Source organism: Phytobacter diazotrophicus (genome assembly GCF_052061655.1).
In the GTDB taxonomy this organism is placed as follows: Bacteria; Pseudomonadota; Gammaproteobacteria; order Enterobacterales; family Enterobacteriaceae; genus Phytobacter; species Phytobacter diazotrophicus.
Window position 1 is genome coordinate 5,352,919 of record NZ_CM125428.1, and the last position, 24,298, is coordinate 5,377,216.

A 24,298-nucleotide genomic window follows, 5' to 3' on the forward strand; every position below is an offset into this window, starting at 1 on the left:
CTGAATCAACGCTGAATTTCCTGCCAACGAGCGAATGCAGGGCGGCCGGATGCGACAGCGTCGGCCCAACGGGTCGGTTCAGGCAGCCGATAGCCTTTCATGCAACGCTGCACCCAGGCCAGCGCGGTATCCGTGCTCACCCGATGCCCTGTCGCCACGAAAAGAGGGTTACAGCGCGCCTTACTGCGCCAGACCCATGCCAGTTGCTCGCCTTTGTCCATCAACGGCGCCAGGGCGCCCGGTTCGTCAGAGAGTGGCTCAAACTTACCGCACAGCCGTTTTTTCGCCACGCCAATGGTTGGCACATCCACCAGCAGGCCAAAGTGGCTGGCAACCCCCAGACGCCGGGGATGTGATATTCCATGGCCATCGACAAATAGCAGATCCGGTTTTTGTGAGAGTTGCTCCCACGCCGCAAGCAGCGCGGGATATTCACGGAAAGAGAGAAAGCCGGGGATATAAGGCATCGTGGTCGCAATACGCGCCACTTTATACTCAACCAGTTCCAGTTCAGGCCAGGTCAACAGCACCATCGCAGCACGCGTCACTTCGCCGCCTTGCTCAAACCCTACATCCGCGCCGCCGATCAGGGCGGGAGGATCTTTTTCCAGACGATCCTCACGGGAAACAGAAGAGGCCAGTTCAATTTGTTGAGCGCGTAGCGACGCGAGATCCATAACGACTCCTTACTTGTGATACTGGGCTGAGAGTCTGTGCACCGCCTCCACAAATACGCCAGCATGTTCTGGCGGCACATCCTGATGGATGCCGTGACCGAGGTTGAACACATGCCCTTCACCCTGACCGAAACCAGCAAGTATAGACGCCACTTCGTCTTCGATGCGGCCAGGTGCGGCATAAAGCATCGAGGGATCCATGTTGCCCTGCAGCGCCACTTTGTGGCCGACACGGCGGCGTGCATCGCTGATATCTGTCGTCCAGTCGAGACCCAGAGCGTCACAACCCGTCTCCGCCATCGCTTCCAGCCACTGCCCACCGCCTTTGGTAAACAGCGTCACCGGTACACGCTTGCCCTCGTTTTCACGCAGCAGGCCGTCGACGATTTTATGCATGTAATAGAGCGAGAACTGCTTGTAATCGCGCCCGGTCAGCACGCCGCCCCAGGTGTCGAAAATCATCACCGATTGCGCACCCGCTTTGATCTGCGCGTTGAGGTACAGGGTGACGCTGCTGGCCAGCTTATCAAGCAACAAATGCAGCGTTTGCGGTTCGGCGTACATCATCTTTTTAATAACGGTAAAGGCTTTACTGCTGCCGCCTTCCACCATATAGGTTGCCAGCGTCCACGGACTGCCAGAGAAGCCAATCAGCGGCACTTCACCTTTCAGTTCACGGCGAATGGTACGCACGGCGTTCATGACGTAACCCAGTTCCTGCTCCGGGTCCGGCACGGGCAGTTTTTCAACATCCGCACAACAGGTAATGGGAGAGGTAAAACGTGGGCCTTCGCCCGCCTCGAAATAGAGCCCTAACCCCATCGCGTCCGGGATAGTCAGGATGTCGGAAAAAAGAATGGCCGCATCCAGCTTGTAGCGACGCAAAGGCTGAAGGGTGACTTCGCACGCCAGTTCGGCATTTTTGCACAGCGACATAAAATCACCCGCCTGTGCGCGCGTCGCTTTGTACTCCGGGAGATAGCGACCAGCCTGACGCATCATCCATACTGGCGTCACATCCACGGGCTGGCGCAGAAGTGCGCGAAGGTAGCGATCGTTTTTTAATTCGGTCATGTTTACAGTTCCTTATTGCGTCAGCCCGCCAGTGTAACACTACTCGTTCTTTACTCGTATTCTGCCCGGCACTGCGCCACCGTATCTTCAATCAAACGACGGGCAACAGTACCGGGCGGAGGCAGCAGCGGCAGGTCGTCGTAGCGGTACCAGCCCGCATCCAGCAGCTCTTTAGGATCGATAACAATCTCCCCGCTGTCATATTCCGCCATAAAAGCCGTCATTAGCGATTGCGGGAAAGGCCAGGGTTGCGAGGTGATGTAACGCAGGTTTTTCACTTTGATGCCGCTCTCTTCCATCACTTCACGCGCGACGGCCTGTTCCAGCGTTTCGCCCACTTCGACGAAACCGGCCAGAACGGTGTAAATACCATTGCGATGACGGGTGTGCTGAGCCAACAGAATTTTATCATCGCGGCGAATGGCAACGATAATGCAGGGCGCAATCTGCGGGTAATAACGTTCGCGGCAGTGGTCACATAACATGGCCCACTCTGTCTTGCTGGGGTGCATAGTATGTCCGCAATACCCACAAAACTTATGTGAGCGGTAAAACTCAGCCAGTTGAACACCGCGCCCGGCCAGTTGAAACAATCCAGCATCCTGTTCAATCACCTGGCGGACAGTTCCCATCTCCTGTCGACGATTCTGGCGGATCATCCACACAGGTTCGCCTTCCCATTCGCCTATCTGGAGTGCGCTTTGCCCCACAAGATCGAAATTTCCTGCATTACCGAGTGGTAATTCTCCCCCGGGCAACCATAATTTTTGTTCATGGCTTACGATCCACCAGCCATGATCTGATGACTCGATAATACGATGCATTTGTTTGCACTACCTTAGCTTTACTGGCATGTTGTTAACATTATTATTACATTCGAGCGTTTTTTAATCTTAATATTGCGGAGTCAATTATGCTAAACCAGTTAGCAACCCTGGCGGAACGAATTGGAGGAAGTAACGAACTGGTCGACAACTGGCTGTATAACCGAAAACAGCTACTGGTTCATTACTACAACCTGGTTGGCATAACACCTGGAAAAGGCTCGTACATGCAGCTGAATGAAAAAGCGCTGGACGAATTCTGTCATAACCTGGTTGAATACCTTTCCGCCGGTCATTTTAATATTTATGAACGGATTATCGGTGAAATGGAAGGGACCAGCCCACTTTTAGCCTCCACGCAGATTTACCCTCTCCTCGAAGCCAATACCCTGGAAATTATGGAGTACTACGACTCCAGCCTGGAAAATGCTATCGATGATGACAATTACGCTGAATTTCAGCAGGCGCTGTCTGATATCGGCGAAGCGCTTGCAGCCCGCTTTTCACTTGAAGACAAGTTGATCGTACTGGCATACGACAACAATCTTAAAGACGGCGCCAACGACGAAAGTGGAATGGCGCGTCCTGCTTGAGTTCTTTCTGATTAACGCGTAGTTTAAAAAACAGTCCCCGTCTTCGGACGGGGTTTTTCTTGTCGGAGTGCCTATATTTCCACAAAAGCATTCGCGATGCCCTAAAGAGGCGGCGCGAAGGATGAAGTGGAAAAGGCTGAGACCGTTAATTCGGGATCCGCGGAACCTGATCAGGTTAGAACCTGCGAAGGGAACAAGAGTAATCCATTCACATCAATCACCCTTGCGGTGATCTGCTGTTATTACTCCATCCGTCGTCTGACAAGCCATGTCCTTAACATTTGGAATGAGCTATGTCTGCAAACCAACTTACACGCCGTGAACAACGCGCCCAGGCGCAGCATTTTATCGACACGCTGGAAGGCACCGCTTTCCCGAATTCAAAACGCATCTATATTACCGGCTCACAGCCTGATATTCGTGTTCCGATGCGCGAAATCCAGCTTAGTCCGACGCTTATCGGCGGCTCAAAAGACAACCCTCAATACGAAGAAAACGAGGCGATTCCGGTCTATGACACGTCCGGTCCCTATGGCGACCCGAATGTGACTATCGACGTACAGCAGGGGCTGGCGAAACTGCGTCAGCCGTGGATCGATGCCCGCGACGATACCGAAAAACTGCGCGATCGCAGTTCGGTATACACCAAAGAGCGGCTTGCGGATGACGGCCTGAACGACCTGCGTTTTAGCGGCTTACTGACACCGAAACGGGCCAAAGCGGGCCAGCGTGTCACCCAGTTGCATTATGCGCGTCAGGGGATGGTGACCCCGGAGATGGAGTTTATCGCCATCCGTGAAAACATGGGCCGCGAGCGTATCCGCGGTGAGGTGTTGCGCCAGCAGCATCCTGGCCACGGCTTTGGCGCTAACCTGCCAGAAAATATCACCCCGGAATTTGTGCGCGACGAAGTGGCTGCCGGACGCGCCATCATCCCCGCCAACATCAACCACCCGGAGTCGGAACCGATGATCATCGGCCGCAATTTCCTGGTGAAGGTTAATGCCAACATCGGTAACTCCGCGGTCACCTCCTCCATCGAGGAAGAGGTGGAAAAACTGGTCTGGTCAACCCGCTGGGGTGCCGATACGGTGATGGATCTGTCGACGGGCCGCTATATTCACGAAACCCGCGAGTGGATCCTGCGTAACAGCCCGGTGCCAATTGGTACTGTACCGATCTACCAGGCGCTGGAGAAGGTGAACGGCATCGCCGAAAACCTGACATGGGAAGCGTTCCGCGACACCCTGCTGGAGCAGGCTGAGCAAGGCGTGGACTACTTCACCATCCACGCGGGCGTGTTGCTGCGCTACGTGCCGATGACTGCCAAACGCCTGACCGGCATCGTGTCACGCGGCGGTTCGATTATGGCGAAATGGTGCTTATCCCATCACAAAGAGAACTTCCTCTACGAGCACTTCCGTGAAATCTGCGAAATCTGCGCCGCCTATGATGTCTCACTGTCACTGGGCGATGGCCTGCGACCCGGCTCAATTCAGGATGCCAATGACGAAGCGCAATTCGCCGAACTTCGCACGCTGGGCGAGCTGACTAAAATTGCCTGGGAGTACGATGTGCAGGTGATGGTTGAAGGCCCTGGCCACGTGCCGATGCAGATGATTCGTCGCAACATGACCGAAGAGCTGGAGCATTGTCACGAAGCGCCGTTCTACACCCTGGGGCCGCTGACCACCGATATCGCACCGGGCTACGACCACTTCACCTCCGGGATTGGCGCGGCGATGATCGGCTGGTTCGGCTGCGCCATGCTCTGCTATGTCACGCCAAAAGAGCACCTCGGTTTGCCAAACAAAGAGGATGTGAAGCAAGGGCTGATTACCTACAAGATCGCCGCGCATGCCGCGGATCTCGCCAAAGGCCATCCCGGCGCGCAGATCCGCGATAACGCCATGTCCAAAGCGCGTTTCGAATTCCGCTGGGAAGACCAGTTCAACCTTGCGCTCGACCCGTTCACCGCCCGTGCGTATCACGATGAAACCCTGCCGCAGGAGTCGGGCAAAGTCGCCCACTTCTGCTCCATGTGCGGGCCGAAATTCTGCTCAATGAAAATCAGCCAGGAAGTGCGCGATTACGCCGCAGCCCAGACCATCGAAGTGGGGATGGCGGATATGTCAGAAAACTTCCGCGCCAAAGGCGGTGAAATCTATCTCAAAAAGGAGGAGGCCTGATGTATCAACCCGATTTCCCAAGAGTGCCCCTTCGCTTAGGCCTTTACCCGGTGGTGGACAGCGTGGCGTGGATTGAACGCCTGCTCGACGCCGGCGTGCGAACCATTCAGCTACGCATCAAAGATAAGCGTGATGAAGAGGTTGAAGCCGACGTTGTAGCGGCCATTGCACTGGGGCGTCGTTACGATGCCCGCCTGTTTATCAACGACTACTGGCGGCTGGCGATAAAACATAACGCTTACGGTGTACATCTGGGTCAGGAAGACCTGGAAACCACCGATTTGAAGGCGATCCAGGCTGCGGAATTACGCCTCGGCGTATCGACTCACGACGATATGGAAATTGACGTGGCGCTCGCCGCACGCCCGTCCTATATCGCCCTGGGGCATGTCTTCCCGACGCAGACGAAACAGATGCCCTCCGCGCCGCAGGGACTGGAGCAACTGGCGCGGCATATCGAAAGGCTTGCCGATTATCCGACCGTCGCCATCGGCGGGATAAGCCTTGCCCGTGCGCCCGCAGTGCTGGGAACTGGCGTTGGCAGCATTGCGGTCGTCAGCGCGATTACGCAGGCGGCTGACTGGCGTGAGGCAACGGCGCAATTACTGGCTCTGGCGGGGGTTGGCGATGAATGATCGTGACTTTATGCGCTATAGCCGCCAGATGTTGCTGGAAGATATTGCCATCGACGGGCAACAAAAATTGCTCGCCAGCCGGGTGCTGATTATCGGGTTGGGCGGGTTAGGCTCCCCCGCCGCGCTCTACCTGGCGGGCGCAGGCGTGGGGACGCTGGTGCTGGCGGACGACGACGATGTGCATCTGAGTAATCTGCAGCGGCAAATCGTGTTTACCACTGACGACATTGCCCGGTCGAAATCGCAGGTCACTAAACAGCGACTGGGACGGCTGAACCCCGAAATTTCGCTGATCGCCCTTGAGCAGCGCCTTTCCGGCGAGGCGTTGCGCCACGCGGTGGACAATGCCGATCTGGTACTCGATTGCACCGATAATATGGCGACTCGTCAGGCGATTAATGCCGCCTGCGTCAGCACTGGTACACCGTTGATTACCGCCAGCGCCGTGGGTTTCGGGGGGCAGTTGATGGTGCTCACCCCGCCGTGGACCCATGGTTGCTATCGCTGTTTGTGGCCAGATGAACAAGAGCCCGAACGCAACTGCCGTACCGCCGGTGTGATCGGCCCGGTGGTTGGCGTGATGGGCACCCTTCAGGCACTCGAAGCGATCAAGCTTCTGAGCGGTATGAATACCAACACCAGCGAGTTACGTCTGTTTGATGCCCGCGCCAACAACTGGCGCAGTCTGGCATTACGCCGGGCCAGCGGTTGCCCGGTTTGCGGAGGGCTGCATGCACATTCAGTTCAATGACACGCCCATGCAGTTCGACGACGCGCTGACCGTCTCGGACCTGTTGCAGCAACTCGATCAGCTAAAACCCGGCGCCGCGCTGGCGCTTAATCAGCAAATTCTTCCGCGCGAGCGGTGGGAAGCGCATATCGTGCAGGACGGCGACCAGATCCTGCTTTTTCAGGTTATCGCAGGGGGCTGAGATGTTACGCATTGCAGATAAACAATTTGATTCACACCTGTTTACCGGTACCGGGAAATTTGCCAACGCAGCGCTGATGGTCGATGCCATCCGTGCGTCCGGCAGCCAGCTAGTCACACTGGCGATGAAGCGTGTCGATTTGCGTCAACATAACGATGCCATCCTCGCGCCACTGCTGGCAGCAGGCGTCACGCTACTGCCTAACACATCAGGGGCGAAAACGGCGCAAGAAGCTATTTTTGCCGCCCAACTGGCACGTGAAGCGCTGGGTACCCACTGGCTGAAACTGGAGATCCACCCCGATGCGCGCTGGCTTTTACCGGATCCTATCGAGACGCTAAAGGCGGCGGAAGCACTGGTGAAACAGGGGTTTGTCGTGCTGCCTTACTGTGGCGCAGACCCGGTGTTATGCAAGCGTCTTGAAGAGGCTGGTTGTGCCGCCGTCATGCCGCTGGGTGCTCCCATTGGTTCCAACCAGGGACTGGAAACGCGGGCGATGCTGGAGATCATCATTGAGCAGGCAACTGTGCCGGTGGTGGTTGATGCCGGTATCGGCGTACCCAGCCATGCGACACTGGCACTGGAAATGGGTGCTGATGCCGTACTGGTGAATACGGCGATTGCCGTGGCCGACGATCCGGTAACAATGGCGCATGCGTTCCGTCTGGCAGTTGAAGCTGGCATGCTGGCACGCCAGGCAGTCCCCGGCGGGCGCCACTCCCATGCCGTGGCCACCAGCCCGCTAACCGGTTTTCTGGAGGCCAGCGCATGAAGACGTTTACCGATTACTGGCGCACGCTGAACTGGAATGATCTTCGGCTACGCATTAACAGTAAGACGGCAGCCGATGTAGAGCGAGCCCTGAATGCCACGCGCCTGACCCGCGATGACCTCATGGCCCTGCTCTCTCCTGCTGCCAGCGCATATCTGGAACCTCTGGCACAAAAAGCGCAGCGCCTCACGCGCCAGCGCTTTGGCAACACGGTGAGCTTTTACGTCCCGTTGTACCTCTCTAACTTATGCGCCAACGACTGTACCTACTGCGGTTTTTCGATGAGTAACCACATCAAGCGCAAGACGCTCGATGAATCAGAGATCGCTCGCGAATGTGCAGCCATCCGCGAAATGGGCTTTGAACATTTGCTGCTGGTCACCGGCGAGCATCAGGGAAAAGTGGGAATGGACTATTTCCGTCGTCACCTGCCAACCATTCGTCGCCAGTTCGCCTCTTTGCAAATGGAAGTACAACCACTCTCCATGGCGGAATACGCCGAACTGAAAACGCTGGGGCTGGATGGCGTCATGGTGTATCAGGAAACCTGGCATGAAGCACAGTATGCCCGGCATCATCTGCGCGGCAAGAAACAGGATTTTTTCTGGCGACTGGAGACGCCGGACAGGCTAGGTCAGGCGGGTATTGATAAAATCGGTCTTGGCGCGTTGATTGGCCTTTCCGATAGCTGGCGGGTGGACTGCTACATGATGGCGGAGCATTTGTTGTGGTTACAGCAGCACTACTGGCAAAGCCGTTTTTCTGTTTCCTTCCCCCGATTACGCCCCTGCGCTGGCGGGATCGAGCCGGCCTCTATTATGGACGAACGTCAACTGGTGCAGACCATTTGCGCTTTCCGCCTCTTTTCGCCGGAAATCGAACTGTCACTCTCAACACGTGAATCACCCTGGTTTCGTGATCATGTGGTGCCGCTGGCCATTAATAACGTCAGCGCGTTTTCCAAAACGCAACCCGGCGGTTATGCCGATAATCATCCGGAACTGGAACAGTTTTCACCGCATGATGACCGGCGGCCAGAAGAGGTGGCCAGCGCGCTGGCAGCGCGTGGTTTACAGCCCGTGTGGAAAGACTGGGACAGCTGGCTGGGAAGAACGCCGCAAGAAAATGGCAACGTTGCCGTTACGCGCTGATATCTTTCGGGACGCTGCGCATTACACTCATCGGGGCGTTGTCGCTTACGCCCCGCCTCTCTTTGGTTAACCTCGTTTTCCCGTCGCTTGATATAAATCAGCCAACCCCGCGTTTCCCGGCGCAAATTTCCCTTCATTTATGCCTCATGGTGTAACATTAACCAATTGAATAGATTAATAGCACTGAACGTCTTTTTTATTTACCGCGCCACGCTTGCCTATACTTTCCAGGTCACTGTCCAACGCTCTCGAAGATAACGAACATGTATAGCCGAAAACTTTCGTTCACTACACCCATTCTGGTGAGTTTTACCGGCATCTTTCTTTGCCTGGCCGTCATTGCCACGCTGGTCATTTTAAGCCAAAGGAAAGACATTACTGATAACTATCACAAGGTTAATCAGACGTTTACGCATAACATTGCGGTCAACTATGCCGAAGCCGTTTTTCAGGAGAATGATTATATTCTCAACCAGGCCGCAGCCTACTTTTCCCGTTATAACCGCCTCGATAGCGCGGTAAATTTCACCTCGCCTGAGGGATTACAATCCCTGATGCAGTTACTGCGGCTAATGCCCTCTGTCTCCTCTATTTCACTGGCCGATCCACAGGGCCGTTACCTGCGTGCCCCGGTGGTGTTTGATAGCGAGGAGGGTCAGCGTTATGACGCCAAAACCCGCCCCTGGTTTGTTCGCCAGGCCGAGGCGACGTCGTACAGCAAATACACGGATATTTATGAGGATTACTTTACCCATCATCCGACGGTGACGGTATATAAGCCCGTCGTCTCCCCGGAGGGCAATCTCAAAGGCACGCTGGCTTTTCACCTGGATCTGGCTTCTATCAGCCATGGATTACGAACCATGCAATCCCCCATGCAAGGGGAATTTTTTGTGGTGGACCGTAGCGGTCATGTCATGTTGCACCCGGATACGGGCGTCCTTTTCGAGGCGTTTTCCCAGCAGTCGCGAATGAAAGAGATGAACAGCGGCGAGGGCATGTTTCATGACGAACGACGTAACACCTGGCTTTATTACAGCTCGCTAACCAATCCGGACTGGTTTGCCATCTATATCGTACCGGGCGATACGCTGGAAAATCTCCTGCGCAATGAAACGCTGGTGGTCGGTTGGGGGTTTGGCGTTGCGGCCATGACTATTATCCTGTTCGGTCTGTATCTGCGCTACGCTTCCCGCACGGTCCTGCTCAATATCATTAATGCGATTAAAACCGGGGATGTACAGCAGACACCGAAGCTGGAGGCGATGCTGAGCAAAGCGATAGTTAGTAGCAAAGAACGGGAGCAGGTCTGGGTCAGGCAGGCCACGATGGATGCTCTGACAAATTGCAAGAATCGCCGGGCATTTGATAGCGACATCGCCGCCCTGATGAACGATCACCAACCCTTCGCGCTGGCGATGGTCGATATTGATAACTTCAAATCGATAAACGATACCTGGGGACACCTGAGCGGCGACATTGTGCTACGTAATGTTGCCCGGGAAGGGTTGCAAGTGCTGCAGTCACAACATATCTCGCTCTACCGTTACGGCGGCGAAGAGTTTGCGGTTATTTTCCCCGAAGAGCACATCGCCAACGCGCGTCAGATACTGGAGCAGTGGCGTATTAACGTGGCAAGCCGTGAGTGGCGTGAAGAGGGAATGACCGTGACATTCAGCGCCGGATTGGGTGAGTGGCAAATGGAGCCGCTGGAGCAACTGGTGAATAGCGTTGATGAGGCGCTCTACCAGGCGAAACAGCAAGGCAAAAACCAAATCGTATTGCGTAATAAGTCGCTTCCCGCCGATTCGTCAACCTCCTTGTAACCGGTTTCAGACAGCGCAGTGAATGTTTGTGATGCTATACACACATTCATGGAAAGGCGGTTGTTGAAGGGACCAGCACGGGATAATTATCAGTTATCCCATCCACATCGAGGCTGACTATGAAAAACATCGTTTTATGCTGTGCTGCGGGGATGTCCACCAGCATGCTGGTTCAACGCATGAAAGACGCAGCGCAGAAAAAAGGGGTAGAAGTTTCCATTAAGGCCGTTCCCGTCGCTGAGTTTAAAGACAATATCGCTACCGCAGATATTGTCCTGCTCGGGCCACAGGTGAAGTATGAGCAGGCCAAGTTGCAGGCGCAGGCCGAACCGCTGGGCAAAAAAGTCGCGGTTATCGACATGATGGATTACGGCATGATGAAAGGCGATGTCGTTCTGGAAAAAGCCCTCAAGCTGATGGAGTAAGCGCGTGGAAGATTTAGAAACCATCATTATGGAGCTGCTGGTGAATGCAGGTGCAGCGCGCAGCCAGGCGCTGACGGCATTGCAACTGGCGCGTAAAGGCGATTTTCCCGGTGCGGAACAGGCGATGGAAGAGTCCCGCGAATTCGTCAAACACGCACATAAAATCCAGACACAACTTATTGGCCTTGATGAAGGCGCCGGAAAACTACCGGTTAACCTGATTACCGTGCATTCTCAGGATCACTTGATGAATGCAATGGTCATCCAGGATTTGGCGGGAGACATGATTGAACTATACCGCCGCCTGCCGCCCGTTAATCAATAATTAACTCTTGCTCAGTTATGCATGATGCCCGATGAGTCGGGCATTTTGCTGTTTAGCCTCTGTCAACGCGCTATCTGGTGGCGTGTTTTTTTCTGCCATTTATGGCACAACATGAGCATTCTTCTGCTGAACGACATCAGGATCCAGGATGCCTTCGCTCCCTTTTCCCATCTTTACTCTTTTTCTCCTGCTTATCTTACTGGCCAAAGTTTGCCTGCAGCCGGGTGAGAAATCGCGAGGGGTAATGTACTTCATCGTAGGTTGCACACTACTGGTTATTATGTCGGCCCTGCGTTGGGCGTTTGACGCCATGGTGTTTCGCCAGGCTCAGTCATTGCTGGCGATACTTTTCCCACCGTTGGTTTGGCGCTGCTTTACCGACCTCATCGGGCGAAAGCGCATCTGGCATATTTCAACCTCCATCATACCGCCCACCCTCGCCCTGCTGGCGAATCTTACCTGCCCTGAGGCAACGGATGCCGTACTAGTGCTGCTTTATCTGGGGTACGGCATTGCGCTACTCAGAACTGCTCTGTTGGGCGCCGATGCCTTTGTCTTAACGCGGCTTAGCGATTCGCCAACAACCTCGGTGATGGCGTTTGCCGCCGGATGTTTCCTGTGTTTTTCGAGCCTGACGGATGCGGCGATAGCCTATGATTTTAACCAGTACCATGGGCAGCATGCGCCTCTGTTGGTTGCTATTTCACAAGGTATCTTATTGCCATTTATTTGCCTGGCGATTTTGTTCACCGGACGAAAAGTCACACCACCTCCCCTCAGCGTGACAGTGGAGGTTACCGGGCCAGAGATGGTGGATCCAGAAGACAATGATCTCTGCCTGCATCTGGAAAACGCGCTTACGGCACGCGAGCTTTTCCTTGACCCGGATCTTTCATTACAGGGGCTGGCACGAAAAACCGGGACACCTGCACGACAAATATCCCGGGCCATCAACCGCACTCGGGGTTGCAATGTCTCCCAGTGGATTAATGGCTTTCGCATTCAATATGCACAGCGCTTGTTAGTGCAGTCAGATGCTCCTGTCACGCAGATCATGCTGGAGGCAGGTTTCTCCACAAAATCCAATTTTAACCGTGAATTTATGCGCGTCAGCGGGATGAGTCCTGGCGATTTTCGCCGTGCTGAGGCGAGTCGTTCAGGGACTGATTTAAAAACTGACTCATCTGTGTAAACAATTGCTGGTGGATAGCCTGCCGGCTTAGCTGTCCACCATCCCGGCAAACAATACCCTCACCGTGTTCTGCGGCTTCAATCATTGCCACGGCGCCTGGCTTACATTCCTGCATAAAACTAAAGTGCGTCGCTCCCGTCACGCTGATCAGATGGCGATACTCCTGCGCAAGTGCAGTAAAGAGGTAGCCTGATTCCAGACGTGCAGGCACATCATCGCTGTCGGCCTGCGCCCCCATAACCAGCACTGGCACGGAAACCTGTGCAAGGCTCTCGGGGGTAAAGCCCCTTGCCAGTCCCAAATCCAGAGAAATAACGGCTTTGATGCGTACGTCACGTCGGCTTGCTGCCAACGGCGCCAGTGATTCAGGCTTATCAATACCCAGAACGTGTTTGAGTTTACAGGCTCCCAGCGCCGGATGAGTTTCACAATCTTTCAAAAAGCGAGGCGCAGAAAACTGCGCGCCCGCCAGCTCCATGACTGTCCAGCCTCCCAGAGAGTGGCCTACCGCCGCAATGCGTTCGGGGTCGACAGCACCGGCAATGGCGGGTGTATCAGACAGGTAATCCAGCATCGCAATCAAATCCCGTGGGCGTTCCCACAACTGCTGCGCTGCCACTTCTTCTTTATTGCGAGTGGTGGTGCCGGGATGGTCTACGGCCGCCACAATATAACCCTGAGAGGCCATTCCCTGAGCCAGCCAGTTTAAATTGCGCCAGTTGCCACCGTAACCGTGCGAAAGCAACAAAAGGGGGTGCCGCCGTGCTGTTGGTTTCGCATTGCGAAGTGCAGGAATACCGTGAAACACGGCATTCTCTCCTATGCGTTCGATTTTCCCGGTGTCTGTCGTTGGGTACCACAGGGCGATATCGAGAGGACGGTTGCTGTTTTCATTTATTTGCAGTTGTCTGAATCCGACATTCGCATACGCGGAATAGCTGATAAGAAGAGTAAGCAGTAGCAAAGTAAGGCGACGATACATAATGATTTTCCTGATGAGTTAACACCCGGCTTTTCTAGCATCCGCAGCCTGTGCTCGCGTCCTGAAACACGATCGAGGTCTTTTTTGATGGTTTTTGTACATAAAAAAACCCACCGAAGCGGGTCTTTGCTTTTATTCTGACCAGAAGCGCTTAAGACAAAAAGTCTTCACGTTGCGGCGTGAATGTATCCAACAGCGTTCCTGCTTCCAGGCAAACACAACCGTGCACAACATTTGGCTTTTTGTAGAGGGTATCGCCGGCACTGACCTCTTTCGTTACGCCATCAATCGTAAAGCTAAAGCGTCCTGACAAAACATAAGTGAGCTGTTCGTGCGGATGGCTATGCATCGGCCCTACGGCCCCCTCGGTAAAATTAACCTCCACCGCCATCATCGTGCCGCCATGGGCCAGGATTCTGCGATTGACGCCATTACCCAGATCTTCCAGCACCGTCTCTTTTTTATAAATAAACATTTTTACACCTCGCTAAAACAGAATTTGCAGGCCTGGTATTCAGGCCTGCAGCACGATTAATGCGCCAAACCAAACGTGTATTTAATGATGGCTGACAGGAATGTGAAATCAGGGTCAGCAAAGGTCACACTGTCAACACCCAGATGGCTGAACAACGGTAGTACCAACGCTGGAAGAACACACAGCAGCAGACCGTTTACGAAACTTGCGATCAATGCGCCTCGCAAGCCACCGGTCGCATTACCAAAAATAGCAGCACTGCCACCAGTAATAAAACTCGCCATGATGCCAGGAATAATCACCGGCAGGCCAATGAACGGGAACAGCGCAACGCAGCACAGCTCCGCCATAAAGCTCACCAGAAAACCGATGAGAACCGCGTTCGGAGATTTATCAAACAGCACCATCGGATCCACTGCCGGAATGGAGCCGGGCGCAACAATTTGAGAAAAGCCTTTAAAAGCAGGTACGATTTCCTCAGTGAACATGACCACGCCTTTCTTGGCAATGTACAAACCGCCCGCAAACGTCGCTGATTTTTCTAATAACCAAACCAGATAAGGTTTGCCCGCTAACATTTTATCGAGAAAAGCATGTTCAGCGAATATAGAAGAAATGCCCAGCAAACAGAACATGGTCAGAAAAGTGGCAACATCAGCATTCTTGAGGAAGCTAAATTTATCGCTAACTTTAACTTCTTCAACGTTCGTCGCGGTATTGCCAAACCATTTACCTAAGTAAGAGCCAATAATATAGGAACTGGATGCAGCATGGGCTATACAATACTCATTGTGGCCGATAATTTTTCGGCTAAAACGTGACAATATAGTAGGAAAAACGGCCATGTAGGTACCAATAACCACAGAGCCAAAAATAATAGCAAATTGCTCACCGTAGCCAAGGCCAACGAGGGCGGCTGTCACGGAAAACGACATAAAGACAATCAGGTGCAGTGACAGATATATCGCTTTAAAACGGGTATAGCGTGCCAGCAGGACGTTAATAATCATCGCGAAAAACAGAATAAATGCGGCAGGCCGACCAAGCTTGTCAATAGTCAACGCCATGATAGCTTCATTGCTTGGGACAACGCCCCGCAAGCCAAACGCATTAGTGAACAGGTCGCTGAACATGGTCAGAACACCACCAAGGATGCTCCCACCGGTTTTAATTAATACAAAGCCGATAAAAGCAAGGAGTGTGCCTTTGATAATATTCGTAATGCTACTTTTTTGTAGCACCAGGCCCAGAAAAGCAATAAAAGCAATTATGATTGCAGGGGTACCCAATATTTTAATTACGTAATCCATAATAAACCCTTTCACCGTAAGCATTGATTATTAACTGATAATGATTTGATCTTTTATTTAGTATTTCAGTAATATTGAAACGAGCCGGTTCCTGAGAAATAAATCCCAGAATTATTTTTATAATTTGGCAATCCATAGAAAGATTGCATTATTCAATGATATAGAGACGCGCTGATTAAAATTAACCAGTCGTTATAAATTTGAGCTTAAGACTTACTATCAGGATATGAAAATAGAGCCCCTTATTTCTTGCCATGAAAATGGCCTGGATAAAACATCTGCTAACGGTGCATATTTTAACAAACAGGGAAAAAGAAATTGTGACACACACAACTAAAACACCATTTCATTTTAATTAATCTAGGATTTTACTTATTGGTGCTGGCAGAACGCCAGAGGTGTGATTCAGAGAGGGGCAATAAAAAGCGGGCACAAAAAAGGCAAAAAAACTGCACCTTAGTCAGTTGGGATCCAACCTTTGGGGTGCAGCTTAACTTATATTAACGTGTCAGCAACGATTACTCGTTGTCAGAACCGCCCAGACCTGCGTTCAGCAGTTCTGCCAGGCTGGCAGACGCATCTTCAGCAGTCACCTGCGGTGCAGCCGGGAGTTCACCCGCTGCGCGACGGCGCATACGATCCTGGTGGTACGCGTAACCGGTACCTGCCGGGATCAGACGACCCACGATAACGTTCTCTTTCAGGCCACGCAGTTCGTCGCGTTTGCCCGCAACGGCTGCTTCGGTCAGGACACGCGTGGTCTCCTGGAACGATGCCGCAGAGATGAAGGACTCGGTTGCCAGAGACGCTTTGGTGATACCCAGCAGATCGCGCGAGAAGGTCGCACCGATTTTGCCGTTCGCTTCCAGATCGCGGTTCGCAATCTTGACGCGGGAGTATTCAACCTGCTCGCCTTCCAGGAAGTCGGAGCTACCTGCATTTTCGATGGTCGCTTTACGCAGCATCTGACGAACGATAACTTCGATGTGTTTATCGTTAATCTTAACGCCTTGCAGACGGTAAACGTCCTGTACTTCGTTGGTGATGTAACGCGTAACCGCGTGAACACCACGAAGACGCAGAATGTCGTGCGGCGCTTCCGGACCGTCGGAAACCACGTCACCACGTTCTACACGTTCACCTTCGAACACGTTGAGCTGACGCCATTTCGGAATCATCTCTTCGTACGGATCGCTACCGTCTACCGGGGTGATAACCAGACGACGTTTCCCTTTGGTTTCTTTACCGAAGGAAATGATACCGCTGATTTCAGCCAGGATTGCCGGCTCTTTCGGACGACGTGCTTCGAACAGGTCCGCAACGCGCGGCAGACCACCAGTGATGTCCTTGGTACCGCCGGATTCCTGCGGAATACGCGCCAGGGTGTCACCAGAACTGATCTGTACGCCATCTTCCAGCTGAACAATCGCTTTACCTGGCAGGAAGTACTGCGCAGGCATATCGGTGCCAGGGATCAGAACGTCGTTACCCTGACCATCAACGATTTTCAGTGCCGGACGCAGATCTTTACCACCGGTAGTACGTTCAGCAGAATCCAGAACCACCAGAGAAGACAGACCGGTCAGCTCGTCGGTCTGACGAGTAATGGTCTGGCCGTCGATCATGTCAGTAAAGCGGATGAAACCACTTACTTCGGTGATTACCGGCATGGTGTGCGGATCCCAGTTTGCGACGGTTTCACCGCCAGCAACCTGCTCACCATCACCTTTCGCCATAACAGCACCGTAAGGCACTTTATAGCTCTCTTTGGTACGACCGAATTCGTCGATCAGTTTCAGCTCGGTGTTACGAGAGGTCACAACCAGCTTGCCTGATGAGTTAACAACAGACTTCGCATTGCTGAGCTTGATGCTACCTTTGTTTTTCACCTGGATGCTGGATTCAGCAGCCGCACGAGATGCCGCACCACCAATGTGGAACGTACGCATCGTCAGCTGTGTACCCGGCTCACCGATGGACTGTGCCGCGATAACGCCGATGGCCTCACCTTTGTTGATGATGTGGCCACGCGCCAGGTCACGACCGTAGCAGTGCGCACATACACCAAAGTCGGTGTCACAGGATACAACGGAACGCACTTTGACGGAGTCAACAGAGTTCGCTTCCAGCAGGTCACACCAGTGCTCGTGCAGCAGCGTGTTGCGTGGAACCAGAATGTCTGCAGTACCCGGCTTCAGAATATCTTCTGCCGTTACACGACCCAGTACGCGATCGCGCAGTGGCTCTTTAACATCACCACCCTCGATAACCGGGGTCATGGTGATACCTTCGAGGGTGCCACAATCGTCTTCGGTCACAACCAGATCCTGCGCAACGTCAACCAGACGACGCGTCAGATAACCGGAGTTCGCTGTTTTCAGTGCGGTATCCGCCAGACCTTTACGCGCACCGTGCGTGGAGATGAAGTACTGGAGTACGTTCAGACCTTCACGGAAGTTCGCGGTGATTGGCGTTTCGATGATGGAGCCATCCGGCTTCGCCATCAGACCACGCATACCAGCAAGCTGACGAATCTGTGCCGCAGAACCACGCGCACCGGAGTCGGCCATCATGTAGATGCTGTTGAAGGAAACCTGCTGCTCTTCTTTACCTTCACGGTTGATAACCGTTTCGGTCTGCAGGTTGTCCATCATCGCCTTGGATACACGATCGTTCGCCGCAGCCCAGATATCGATAACTTTGTTATAGCGTTCGCCCGCGGTAACCAGACCAGACTGGAACTGCTCCTGGATCTCAGCCACTTCGGCTTCCGCCTCGGAGATGATCTCGTGTTTCTTCTCCGGGATAACCATGTCATCGATACCAACAGATGCACCTGAACGCGCTGCATAAGCAAAGCCGGTGTACATCGTCTGGTCAGCAAAGATAACGGTCGGTTTCAGACCCAAAATGCGGTAACAGGTGTTCAGCATTTTGGAGATCGCTTTTTTACCCAGAGGCTGGTTCACGATAGAGAACGGCAGACCTTTCGGCACGATCATCCACAGGATCGCACGACCAACGGTCGTATCGATCAGGCTGGTTTTAGACGTAAATTCGCCCTGTGCATTTTTTTCATACTCAGTGATACGCACTTTAACGCGCGCATGCAGAGAGGCCAGGCCAGCGCGATAAATACGCTCAGCTTCTTTCGGGCCAGTCAGCACCATGCCTTCGCCTTTGGCGTTAACACAGTCACGGGTCATGTAGTACAGACCCAGTACAACGTCCTGAGACGGAACGATGATAGGTTCGCCGTTCGCCGGAGACAGAATGTTGTTGGTAGACATCATCAGCGCACGCGCTTCAAGCTGGGCTTCCAGCGTCAGCGGTACGTGAACAGCCATCTGGTCACCATCGAAGTCGGCGTTGTATGCCGCACAAACCAGCGGGTGCAGCTGGATAGCTTTACCTTCGATCAGTACCGGTTCAAAGGCCTGGATACCCAGACGGTGCAGTGTTGGCGCACGGTTCAACAGTACCGGGTGTTCGCGGATCACTTCGTCCAGGATATCCCAGACTACAGCTTCTTCGCGCTCAACCATTTTCTTCGCGGCCTTGATGGTAGTGGCGAGGCCACGCAGTTCCAGCTTGCCGTAAATGAACGGTTTGAACAGCTCCAGTGCCATTTTCTTCGGCAGACCGCACTGATGCAGACGCAGGTATGGACCTACGGTGATTACAGAACGACCGGAGTAGTCAACACGCTTACCGAGCAGGTTCTGACGGAAACGACCCTGTTTACCTTTGATCATGTCGGCCAAAGATTTCAGAGGACGTTTGTTAGAACCGGTGATCGCACGACCGCGACGACCGTTATCCAGCAGGGCGTCAACCGCTTCCTGCAGCATACGTTTTTCGTTGCGTACGATGATGTCCGGCGCAGCCAGATCCAGCAGACGTTTCAGACGGTTGTTACGGTTAATAACGCGACGATACAGATCGTTCAGATCTGACGTTGCGAAACGACCACCATCCAGCGGAACCAGCGGACGCAGATCTGGCGGCAGAACCGGCAGAACGGTCAGGATCATCCACTCCGGCTTGTTGCCAGACTGTACGAACGCTTCCAGCAGTTTGATACGCTTGGTCAGCTTCTTACGCTTGGTTTCGGAGTTAGTTTCGTTCAGCTCTTCACGAAGCTGCTCGCACTCTTGCTCCAGATCCATGCTCTTGAGCAGGGCCTGGATAGCTTCCGCACCCATCTTCGCGTCGAATTCGTCACCGAACTCTTCCAGCGCGTCCAGATACTGTTCTTCGGTCAGAATCTGGTTACGTTCCAGGTTCGTCATACCGCCTTCGATAACCACATAGGATTCGAAGTACAGAACACGTTCGATATCACGCAGCGGCATATCCAGCAGCAAACCGATACGGGACGGCAGAGATTTCAGGAACCAGATGTGAGCAGTCGGAGACGCCAGCTCGATGTGGCCCATACGCTCACGGCGCACTTTAGTCTGGGTCACTTCAACGCCGCACTTCTCACAGATCACACCGCGGTGTTTCAGGCGCTTGTACTTACCGCACAGGCACTCGTAGTCTTTTACTGGTCCGAAAATACGGGCGCAGAAAAGGCCGTCACGCTCAGGTTTGAACGTACGGTAGTTAATGGTTTCCGGCTTTTTAACTTCACCGAAAGACCATGAACGGATCATGTCTGGCGAAGCCAGAGCAATTTTGATCGCATCAAACTCTTCGGTTTTAGTTTGCGCTTTCAGAAACTTTAATAAGTCTTTCACGGATTTGCTCCCGTCGGAGTTAGCACACTCTGCTGTCGGGTTTTACCCCGACAGCAGTGACCTGTTTGAGCGAGAATTACTCGTCTTCCAGTTCGATGTTGATACCCAGCGAACGAATCTCTTTCAACAGTACGTTGAAGGATTCCGGCATGCCCGGTTCCATCTGATGGTTGCCGTCCACGATGTTTTTATACATCTTGGTACGACCGTTCACGTCATCAGACTTAACGGTGAGCATTTCCTGCAGGGTATACGCGGCGCCGTAAGCTTCCAGCGCCCACACTTCCATCTCCCCGAAGCGCTGACCACCGAACTGCGCCTTACCACCCAGCGGCTGCTGAGTAACCAGGCTGTAAGAACCGGTAGAACGAGCGTGCATTTTGTCGTCGACCAGGTGGTTCAGTTTCAGCATGTACATGTAACCTACGGTTACCGGACGCTCGAACTGCTCACCGGTGCGGCCGTCATAAAGTGTGATCTGACCGGAAGTCGGCAGGTCACCCAGTTGCAGCAGCTCTTTAATCTCAGCTTCTTTGGCACCGTCGAATACCGGCGTTGCGATTGGCATACCTTTTTTCAGGTTCTCAGCCAGACGCAGTACTTCTTCATCGCTGAAGGTGTTCAGGTCAACTTTCTGACGAACATCGGCACCGAGGTCATACGCTTTCTGGATGAATTCGCGCAGTTTCGCGACTTCTTGCTGCTGTTTCAGCATGGCATTGATCTTATCGCCGATACCTTTCGCAGCCATACCCAGGTGGGTTTCCAGAATCTGACCGATGTTCATACGAGACGGTACGCCCAGCGGGTTCAGTACGATATCTACCGGCGTACCGTTAGCATCGTGCGGCATATCTTCGATCGGGTTGATCTTCGAGATAACACCCTTGTTACCGTGACGACCTGCCATTTTGTCACCCGGTTGGATCTGACGTTTCACGGCCAGATAAACCTTAACGATTTTCAGCACGCCTGGTGCCAGATCATCGCCCTGGGTGATTTTGCGGCGTTTCGCTTCGAGTTTTTTCTCGAACTCGTGTTTCAGTTCGTCATACTGCTCAGCCAGTTGTTCCAGCTGATTTTGTTTCTCTTCGTCGGTCAGGCCGAGTTCCAGCCAGCGGTCACGCGGCAGTTTGTCGAGCTTCTCAGCTTCGATGCCACCGGAAACCAGCACCGCGTAGATACGACTGAACAGACCGGCTTCGAGGATCTGCAGTTCTTCAGACAGGTCTTTCTTGGCCTGTTTGAGCTGCATCTCTTCGATTTCCAGTGCACGTTTGTCTTTTTCTACGCCATCGCGGGTAAAGACCTGAACGTCGATAACGGTACCAGAGACACCATTTGGTACGCGCAGAGAAGAGTCTTTAACGTCAGACGCTTTCTCACCGAAGATCGCACGCAGTAGTTTCTCTTCTGGGGTCAGCTGGGTTTCACCTTTCGGTGTTACCTTACCAACCAGAATGTCACCGCCGGTCACTTCCGCACCGATATAAACGATACCGGATTCATCCAGTTTGGAGAGCGCAGCTTCACCCACGTTCGGGATGTCAGCGGTGATCTCTTCCGGCCCCAGCTTGGTGTCACGGGACACACACGCCAGTTCCTGAATGTGGATGGTGGTGAAACGGTCTTCCTGGACAACACGCTCAGATACGAGGATGGAGTCTTCGAAGTTGTAACCGTTCCACGGCATGAACGCGACGCGCATGTTCTGACCGAGCGCCAGTTCACCAAGGTCAGTGGACGGGCCATCTGCCAGCACGTCGCCGCGCTCGATTGGCTCACCCAGAGAGACACACGGCATCTGGTTGATACAGGTGTTCTGGTTAGAACGGGTGTACTTGGTCAGGTTGTAGATGTCGATACCGGCTTCGCCAGGGTACATCTCGTCTTCGTTAACTTTGATAACGATACGGGACGCATCCACGTACTGAACCATACCACCACGTTTAGCAACCGCAGTAACACCGGAGTCAACGGCAACAGCACGTTCCATACCGGTACCAACCAGCGGCTTATCAGCGCGCAGAGTCGGAACCGCCTGACGTTGCATGTTCGCACCCATCAATGCACGGTTGGCGTCATCGTGTTCCAGGAACGGGATCAGGGACGCACCGACGGAAACCACCTGCTGGGTGGATACGTCCATGTAGTCAACCTGGTCGCGGCTGAACAAGCTCGATTCGCCTTTACTACGGCAGGTAACCAGATCTTCTACAAAGTGGCCTTCGTCATCCAGGTTGGAGTTCGCCTGAGCGATAACGTAGTTACCTTCTTCGATAGCAGACAGGTAGTGAATTTCGTCGGTCACAACGCCGTCAGTCACTTTACGATACGGCGTCTCAAGGAAGCCATATTCGTTAGTCTGTGCGTACACGGACAGGGAGTTGATCAGACCGATGTTCGGACCTTCAGGCGTTTCGATAGGACATACGCGACCGTAGTGAGTCGGGTGTACGTCTCGAACTTCAAAGCCTGCACGTTCACGGGTCAGACCGCCTGGGCCGAGTGCGGAGATACGACGTTTGTGCGTGATCTCAGACAGCGGGTTGTTCTGGTCCATAAACTGAGACAGCTGACTGGAACCGAAGAACTCTTTCACTGCCGCAGAAATCGGCTTGGCGTTGATCATATCCTGAGGCATCAGGGTATCCAGATCGCCCAGAGACAGACGCTCTTTCACCGCACGCTCTACGCGGACCAGGCCAACGCGGAACTGGTTTTCCGCCATTTCACCAACGGAACGGATACGACGGTTGCCGAGGTGGTCGATATCATCGACTTCGCCTTTACCGTTACGGATATCGATGAGCTTCTTCATCACTTCGATGATGTCTTCTTTGCTCAGGATACCGGAACCTTCGATCTCGTCGCGCAGCAGAGAACGGTTGAACTTCATACGACCAACCGCGGACAGATCGTAGCGGTCTTCGGAGAAGAACAGGTTCTCGAACAGGCTTTCAGCAGCTTCACGAGTCGGCGGCTCACCAGGACGCATCATGCGGTAGATTTCTACCAGCGCGCTCAGACGATCGTTGGTTGGGTCGACGCGTACAGTCTCAGAGATGTACGGACCGTGGTCCAGATCGTTGGTGAACAGCGTTTCGATACGCTTGTGACCAGACTGGCTCAGTTTAGCCAGCAGATCCAGGCTCAGCTCCATGTTCGCCGGGCAGATCAGCTCACCGGTAGACTCATCCACGTAATCTTTGGACGCGACTTTACCAGCGATGTACTCAACCGGTACTTCGATGTGCTGAATCTCGTCTTTTTCCAGCTGACGAATATGGCGCGCAGTGATGCGGCGGCCTTTTTCTACATAGACTTTACCGTTAGCTTCGATGTCGAAAGATGCAGTCTCGCCACGCAGGCGTTCCGGCACCAGTTCCATCTGCAGCTTGTTGTCGCGAATTTCGAAGACAACTTTTTCAAAGAACAGATCAAGAATCTGCTCAGTGGTGTAATCCAGTGCGCGCAGAATAATGGTCGCAGGCAATTTACGACGACGGTCAATACGAACAAATAGGTTGTCTTTCGGATCGAACTCGAAGTCCAGCCAGGAACCACGGTAAGGGATGATGCGCGCGTTATAAAGCACCTTACCAGAAGAGTGGGTTTTGCCTTTGTCGCTGTCGAAGAAAACGCCAGGACTACGGTGCAACTGAGAAACGATAACGCGCTCAGTACCGTTGATGACAAAAGTACCGTTGTCGGTCATGAGCGGAATTTCGCCCATGTACACTTCTTGTTCTTTAATGTCTTTAACGGTGCCTTCCGGCGCTTCGCGCTCGTAGATCACCAGACGCAGTTTTACGCGCAGCGGTGCGGAATAGGTTACGCCACGAATTTGACATTCTTTAACGTCAAATACAGGTTCGCCAAGACGGTAGCTGACGTACTGCAGTTCAGAATTGCCGCTATAGCTGGCAATTGGGAACACGGAGCGGAAAGCCGCTTCCAGGCCGTACTGCCCTTCAGGATCTTGCTCGATAAACTTCTGGAACGAGTCAAGCTGGATAGAAAGGAGATATGGAATGTCCAGAACTTGTGGACGTTTACCAAAATCCTTACGAATACGTTTTTTCTCGGTATAGGAGTAAACCATAGGGTTCCTCAGCTCGCTGACAAGTCGACCCACTCTGTCCATCGGAGGGACAGTTTATGCAACACCATT

The 24,298-nt window shown here is 53.3% G+C and carries 19 protein-coding genes and 1 riboswitch; of the genes, 11 read left to right on the forward strand and 8 right to left on the reverse strand.

The annotated features are described in order from the left end of the window. Positions 1-5: 5 nt before the first annotated feature. The 3 genes from nfi to nudC are packed head-to-tail and all read right to left on the reverse strand — an operon-like array spanning position 6 to position 2,575. Positions 6-677, reverse strand: coding sequence for a deoxyribonuclease V (nfi, locus tag ACS0RQ_RS25880; protein ID WP_039076843.1), 672 nt, complete (start codon positions 675-677; stop codon positions 6-8). Between the two features lie 9 nt (positions 678-686). Then, positions 687-1,751 (reverse strand): uroporphyrinogen decarboxylase, encoded by a 1,065-nt coding sequence (gene hemE, locus ACS0RQ_RS25885; protein ID WP_271851710.1) that lies wholly within the window; start codon positions 1,749-1,751, stop codon positions 687-689. A gap of 50 nt (positions 1,752-1,801) precedes the next feature. After that, on the reverse strand, positions 1,802-2,575 hold the full coding sequence (nudC, locus tag ACS0RQ_RS25890; protein ID WP_039076845.1) for an NAD(+) diphosphatase: 774 nt from the start codon (positions 2,573-2,575) through the stop codon (positions 1,802-1,804). Between the two features lie 89 nt (positions 2,576-2,664). Here nudC and rsd point away from each other — a divergent pair, with 89 nt between their 5' ends. The 11 genes from rsd to ACS0RQ_RS25945 all read left to right on the forward strand — a co-directional run bounded on the left by rsd (position 2,665) and on the right by ACS0RQ_RS25945 (position 12,615). Then, complete coding sequence (gene rsd, locus ACS0RQ_RS25895; protein ID WP_271851708.1) at positions 2,665-3,168, forward strand: sigma D regulator; 504 nt, start codon at positions 2,665-2,667, stop codon at positions 3,166-3,168. A 53-nt stretch (positions 3,169-3,221) separates the two neighbouring features. Then, positions 3,222-3,378, forward strand: a riboswitch (TPP riboswitch). A gap of 83 nt (positions 3,379-3,461) precedes the next feature. Beyond that, positions 3,462-5,357: a phosphomethylpyrimidine synthase ThiC gene (gene thiC, locus ACS0RQ_RS25900; RefSeq protein WP_271851707.1), complete on the forward strand. Its 1,896-nt coding sequence runs from the start codon at positions 3,462-3,464 to the stop codon at positions 5,355-5,357. Continuing rightward, positions 5,357-5,992, forward strand: coding sequence for a thiamine phosphate synthase (gene thiE, locus ACS0RQ_RS25905; RefSeq protein ID WP_271851706.1), 636 nt, complete (start codon positions 5,357-5,359; stop codon positions 5,990-5,992). The genes thiC and thiE overlap by 1 nt, the downstream gene beginning before the upstream one ends. Next, complete coding sequence (gene thiF, locus ACS0RQ_RS25910; RefSeq protein ID WP_193794863.1) at positions 5,985-6,743, forward strand: thiazole biosynthesis adenylyltransferase ThiF; 759 nt, start codon at positions 5,985-5,987, stop codon at positions 6,741-6,743. The genes thiE and thiF overlap by 8 nt, the downstream gene beginning before the upstream one ends. Further along, a complete protein-coding gene (gene thiS, locus ACS0RQ_RS25915; RefSeq protein ID WP_271851705.1) occupies positions 6,724-6,924 on the forward strand; it encodes a sulfur carrier protein ThiS in 201 nt (66 codons plus the stop codon). Before thiF ends, thiS begins: the two co-directional genes overlap by 20 nt. Before the next feature lies 1 nt (position 6,925). Beyond that, a complete protein-coding gene (gene thiG, locus ACS0RQ_RS25920; RefSeq protein WP_271851703.1) occupies positions 6,926-7,696 on the forward strand; it encodes a thiazole synthase in 771 nt (256 codons plus the stop codon). Beyond that, on the forward strand, positions 7,693-8,847 hold the full coding sequence (gene thiH / locus ACS0RQ_RS25925; protein WP_271851701.1) for a 2-iminoacetate synthase ThiH: 1,155 nt from the start codon (positions 7,693-7,695) through the stop codon (positions 8,845-8,847). Before thiG ends, thiH begins: the two co-directional genes overlap by 4 nt. 263 nt (positions 8,848-9,110) lie before the next feature. Next, positions 9,111-10,673, forward strand: a complete 1,563-nt coding sequence (locus ACS0RQ_RS25930; RefSeq protein ID WP_271851700.1) for a sensor domain-containing diguanylate cyclase — start codon at positions 9,111-9,113, stop codon at positions 10,671-10,673. Positions 10,674-10,792: 119 nt separating this feature from the next. Next, the gene (locus tag ACS0RQ_RS25935; protein ID WP_039076854.1) at positions 10,793-11,098 is read left to right on the forward strand and encodes a PTS sugar transporter subunit IIB; all 306 of its coding nucleotides are present in this window, start codon (positions 10,793-10,795) and stop codon (positions 11,096-11,098) included. 4 nt (positions 11,099-11,102) lie between these two features. Beyond that, on the forward strand, positions 11,103-11,423 hold the full coding sequence (locus ACS0RQ_RS25940) for a PTS lactose/cellobiose transporter subunit IIA (protein WP_271851698.1): 321 nt from the start codon (positions 11,103-11,105) through the stop codon (positions 11,421-11,423). Positions 11,424-11,571: 148 nt separating this feature from the next. Continuing rightward, a complete protein-coding gene (locus ACS0RQ_RS25945) occupies positions 11,572-12,615 on the forward strand; it encodes a helix-turn-helix domain-containing protein (RefSeq protein ID WP_271851697.1) in 1,044 nt (347 codons plus the stop codon). Here ACS0RQ_RS25945 and ACS0RQ_RS25950 read toward each other — a convergent pair. From ACS0RQ_RS25950 to rpoB, 5 genes are all read right to left on the reverse strand, one after another. Then, positions 12,533-13,597, reverse strand: coding sequence for an alpha/beta hydrolase family protein (locus ACS0RQ_RS25950; RefSeq protein ID WP_271851696.1), 1,065 nt, complete (start codon positions 13,595-13,597; stop codon positions 12,533-12,535). The genes ACS0RQ_RS25945 and ACS0RQ_RS25950 overlap by 83 nt on opposite strands. Positions 13,598-13,748: 151 nt before the next feature. Further along, the gene (locus tag ACS0RQ_RS25955) at positions 13,749-14,072 is read right to left on the reverse strand and encodes a cupin domain-containing protein (RefSeq protein ID WP_039076858.1); all 324 of its coding nucleotides are present in this window, start codon (positions 14,070-14,072) and stop codon (positions 13,749-13,751) included. Between the two features lie 56 nt (positions 14,073-14,128). Further along, positions 14,129-15,382: a PTS ascorbate transporter subunit IIC gene (gene ulaA, locus ACS0RQ_RS25960; protein ID WP_271851695.1), complete on the reverse strand. Its 1,254-nt coding sequence runs from the start codon at positions 15,380-15,382 to the stop codon at positions 14,129-14,131. Between the two features lie 518 nt (positions 15,383-15,900). Beyond that, complete coding sequence (rpoC, locus tag ACS0RQ_RS25965) at positions 15,901-20,124, reverse strand: DNA-directed RNA polymerase subunit beta' (protein WP_039076859.1); 4,224 nt, start codon at positions 20,122-20,124, stop codon at positions 15,901-15,903. 76 nt (positions 20,125-20,200) lie between these two features. Then, on the reverse strand, positions 20,201-24,229 hold the full coding sequence (gene rpoB / locus ACS0RQ_RS25970; RefSeq protein ID WP_039076860.1) for a DNA-directed RNA polymerase subunit beta: 4,029 nt from the start codon (positions 24,227-24,229) through the stop codon (positions 20,201-20,203). Between the last annotated feature and the right edge of the window lie 69 nt (positions 24,230-24,298).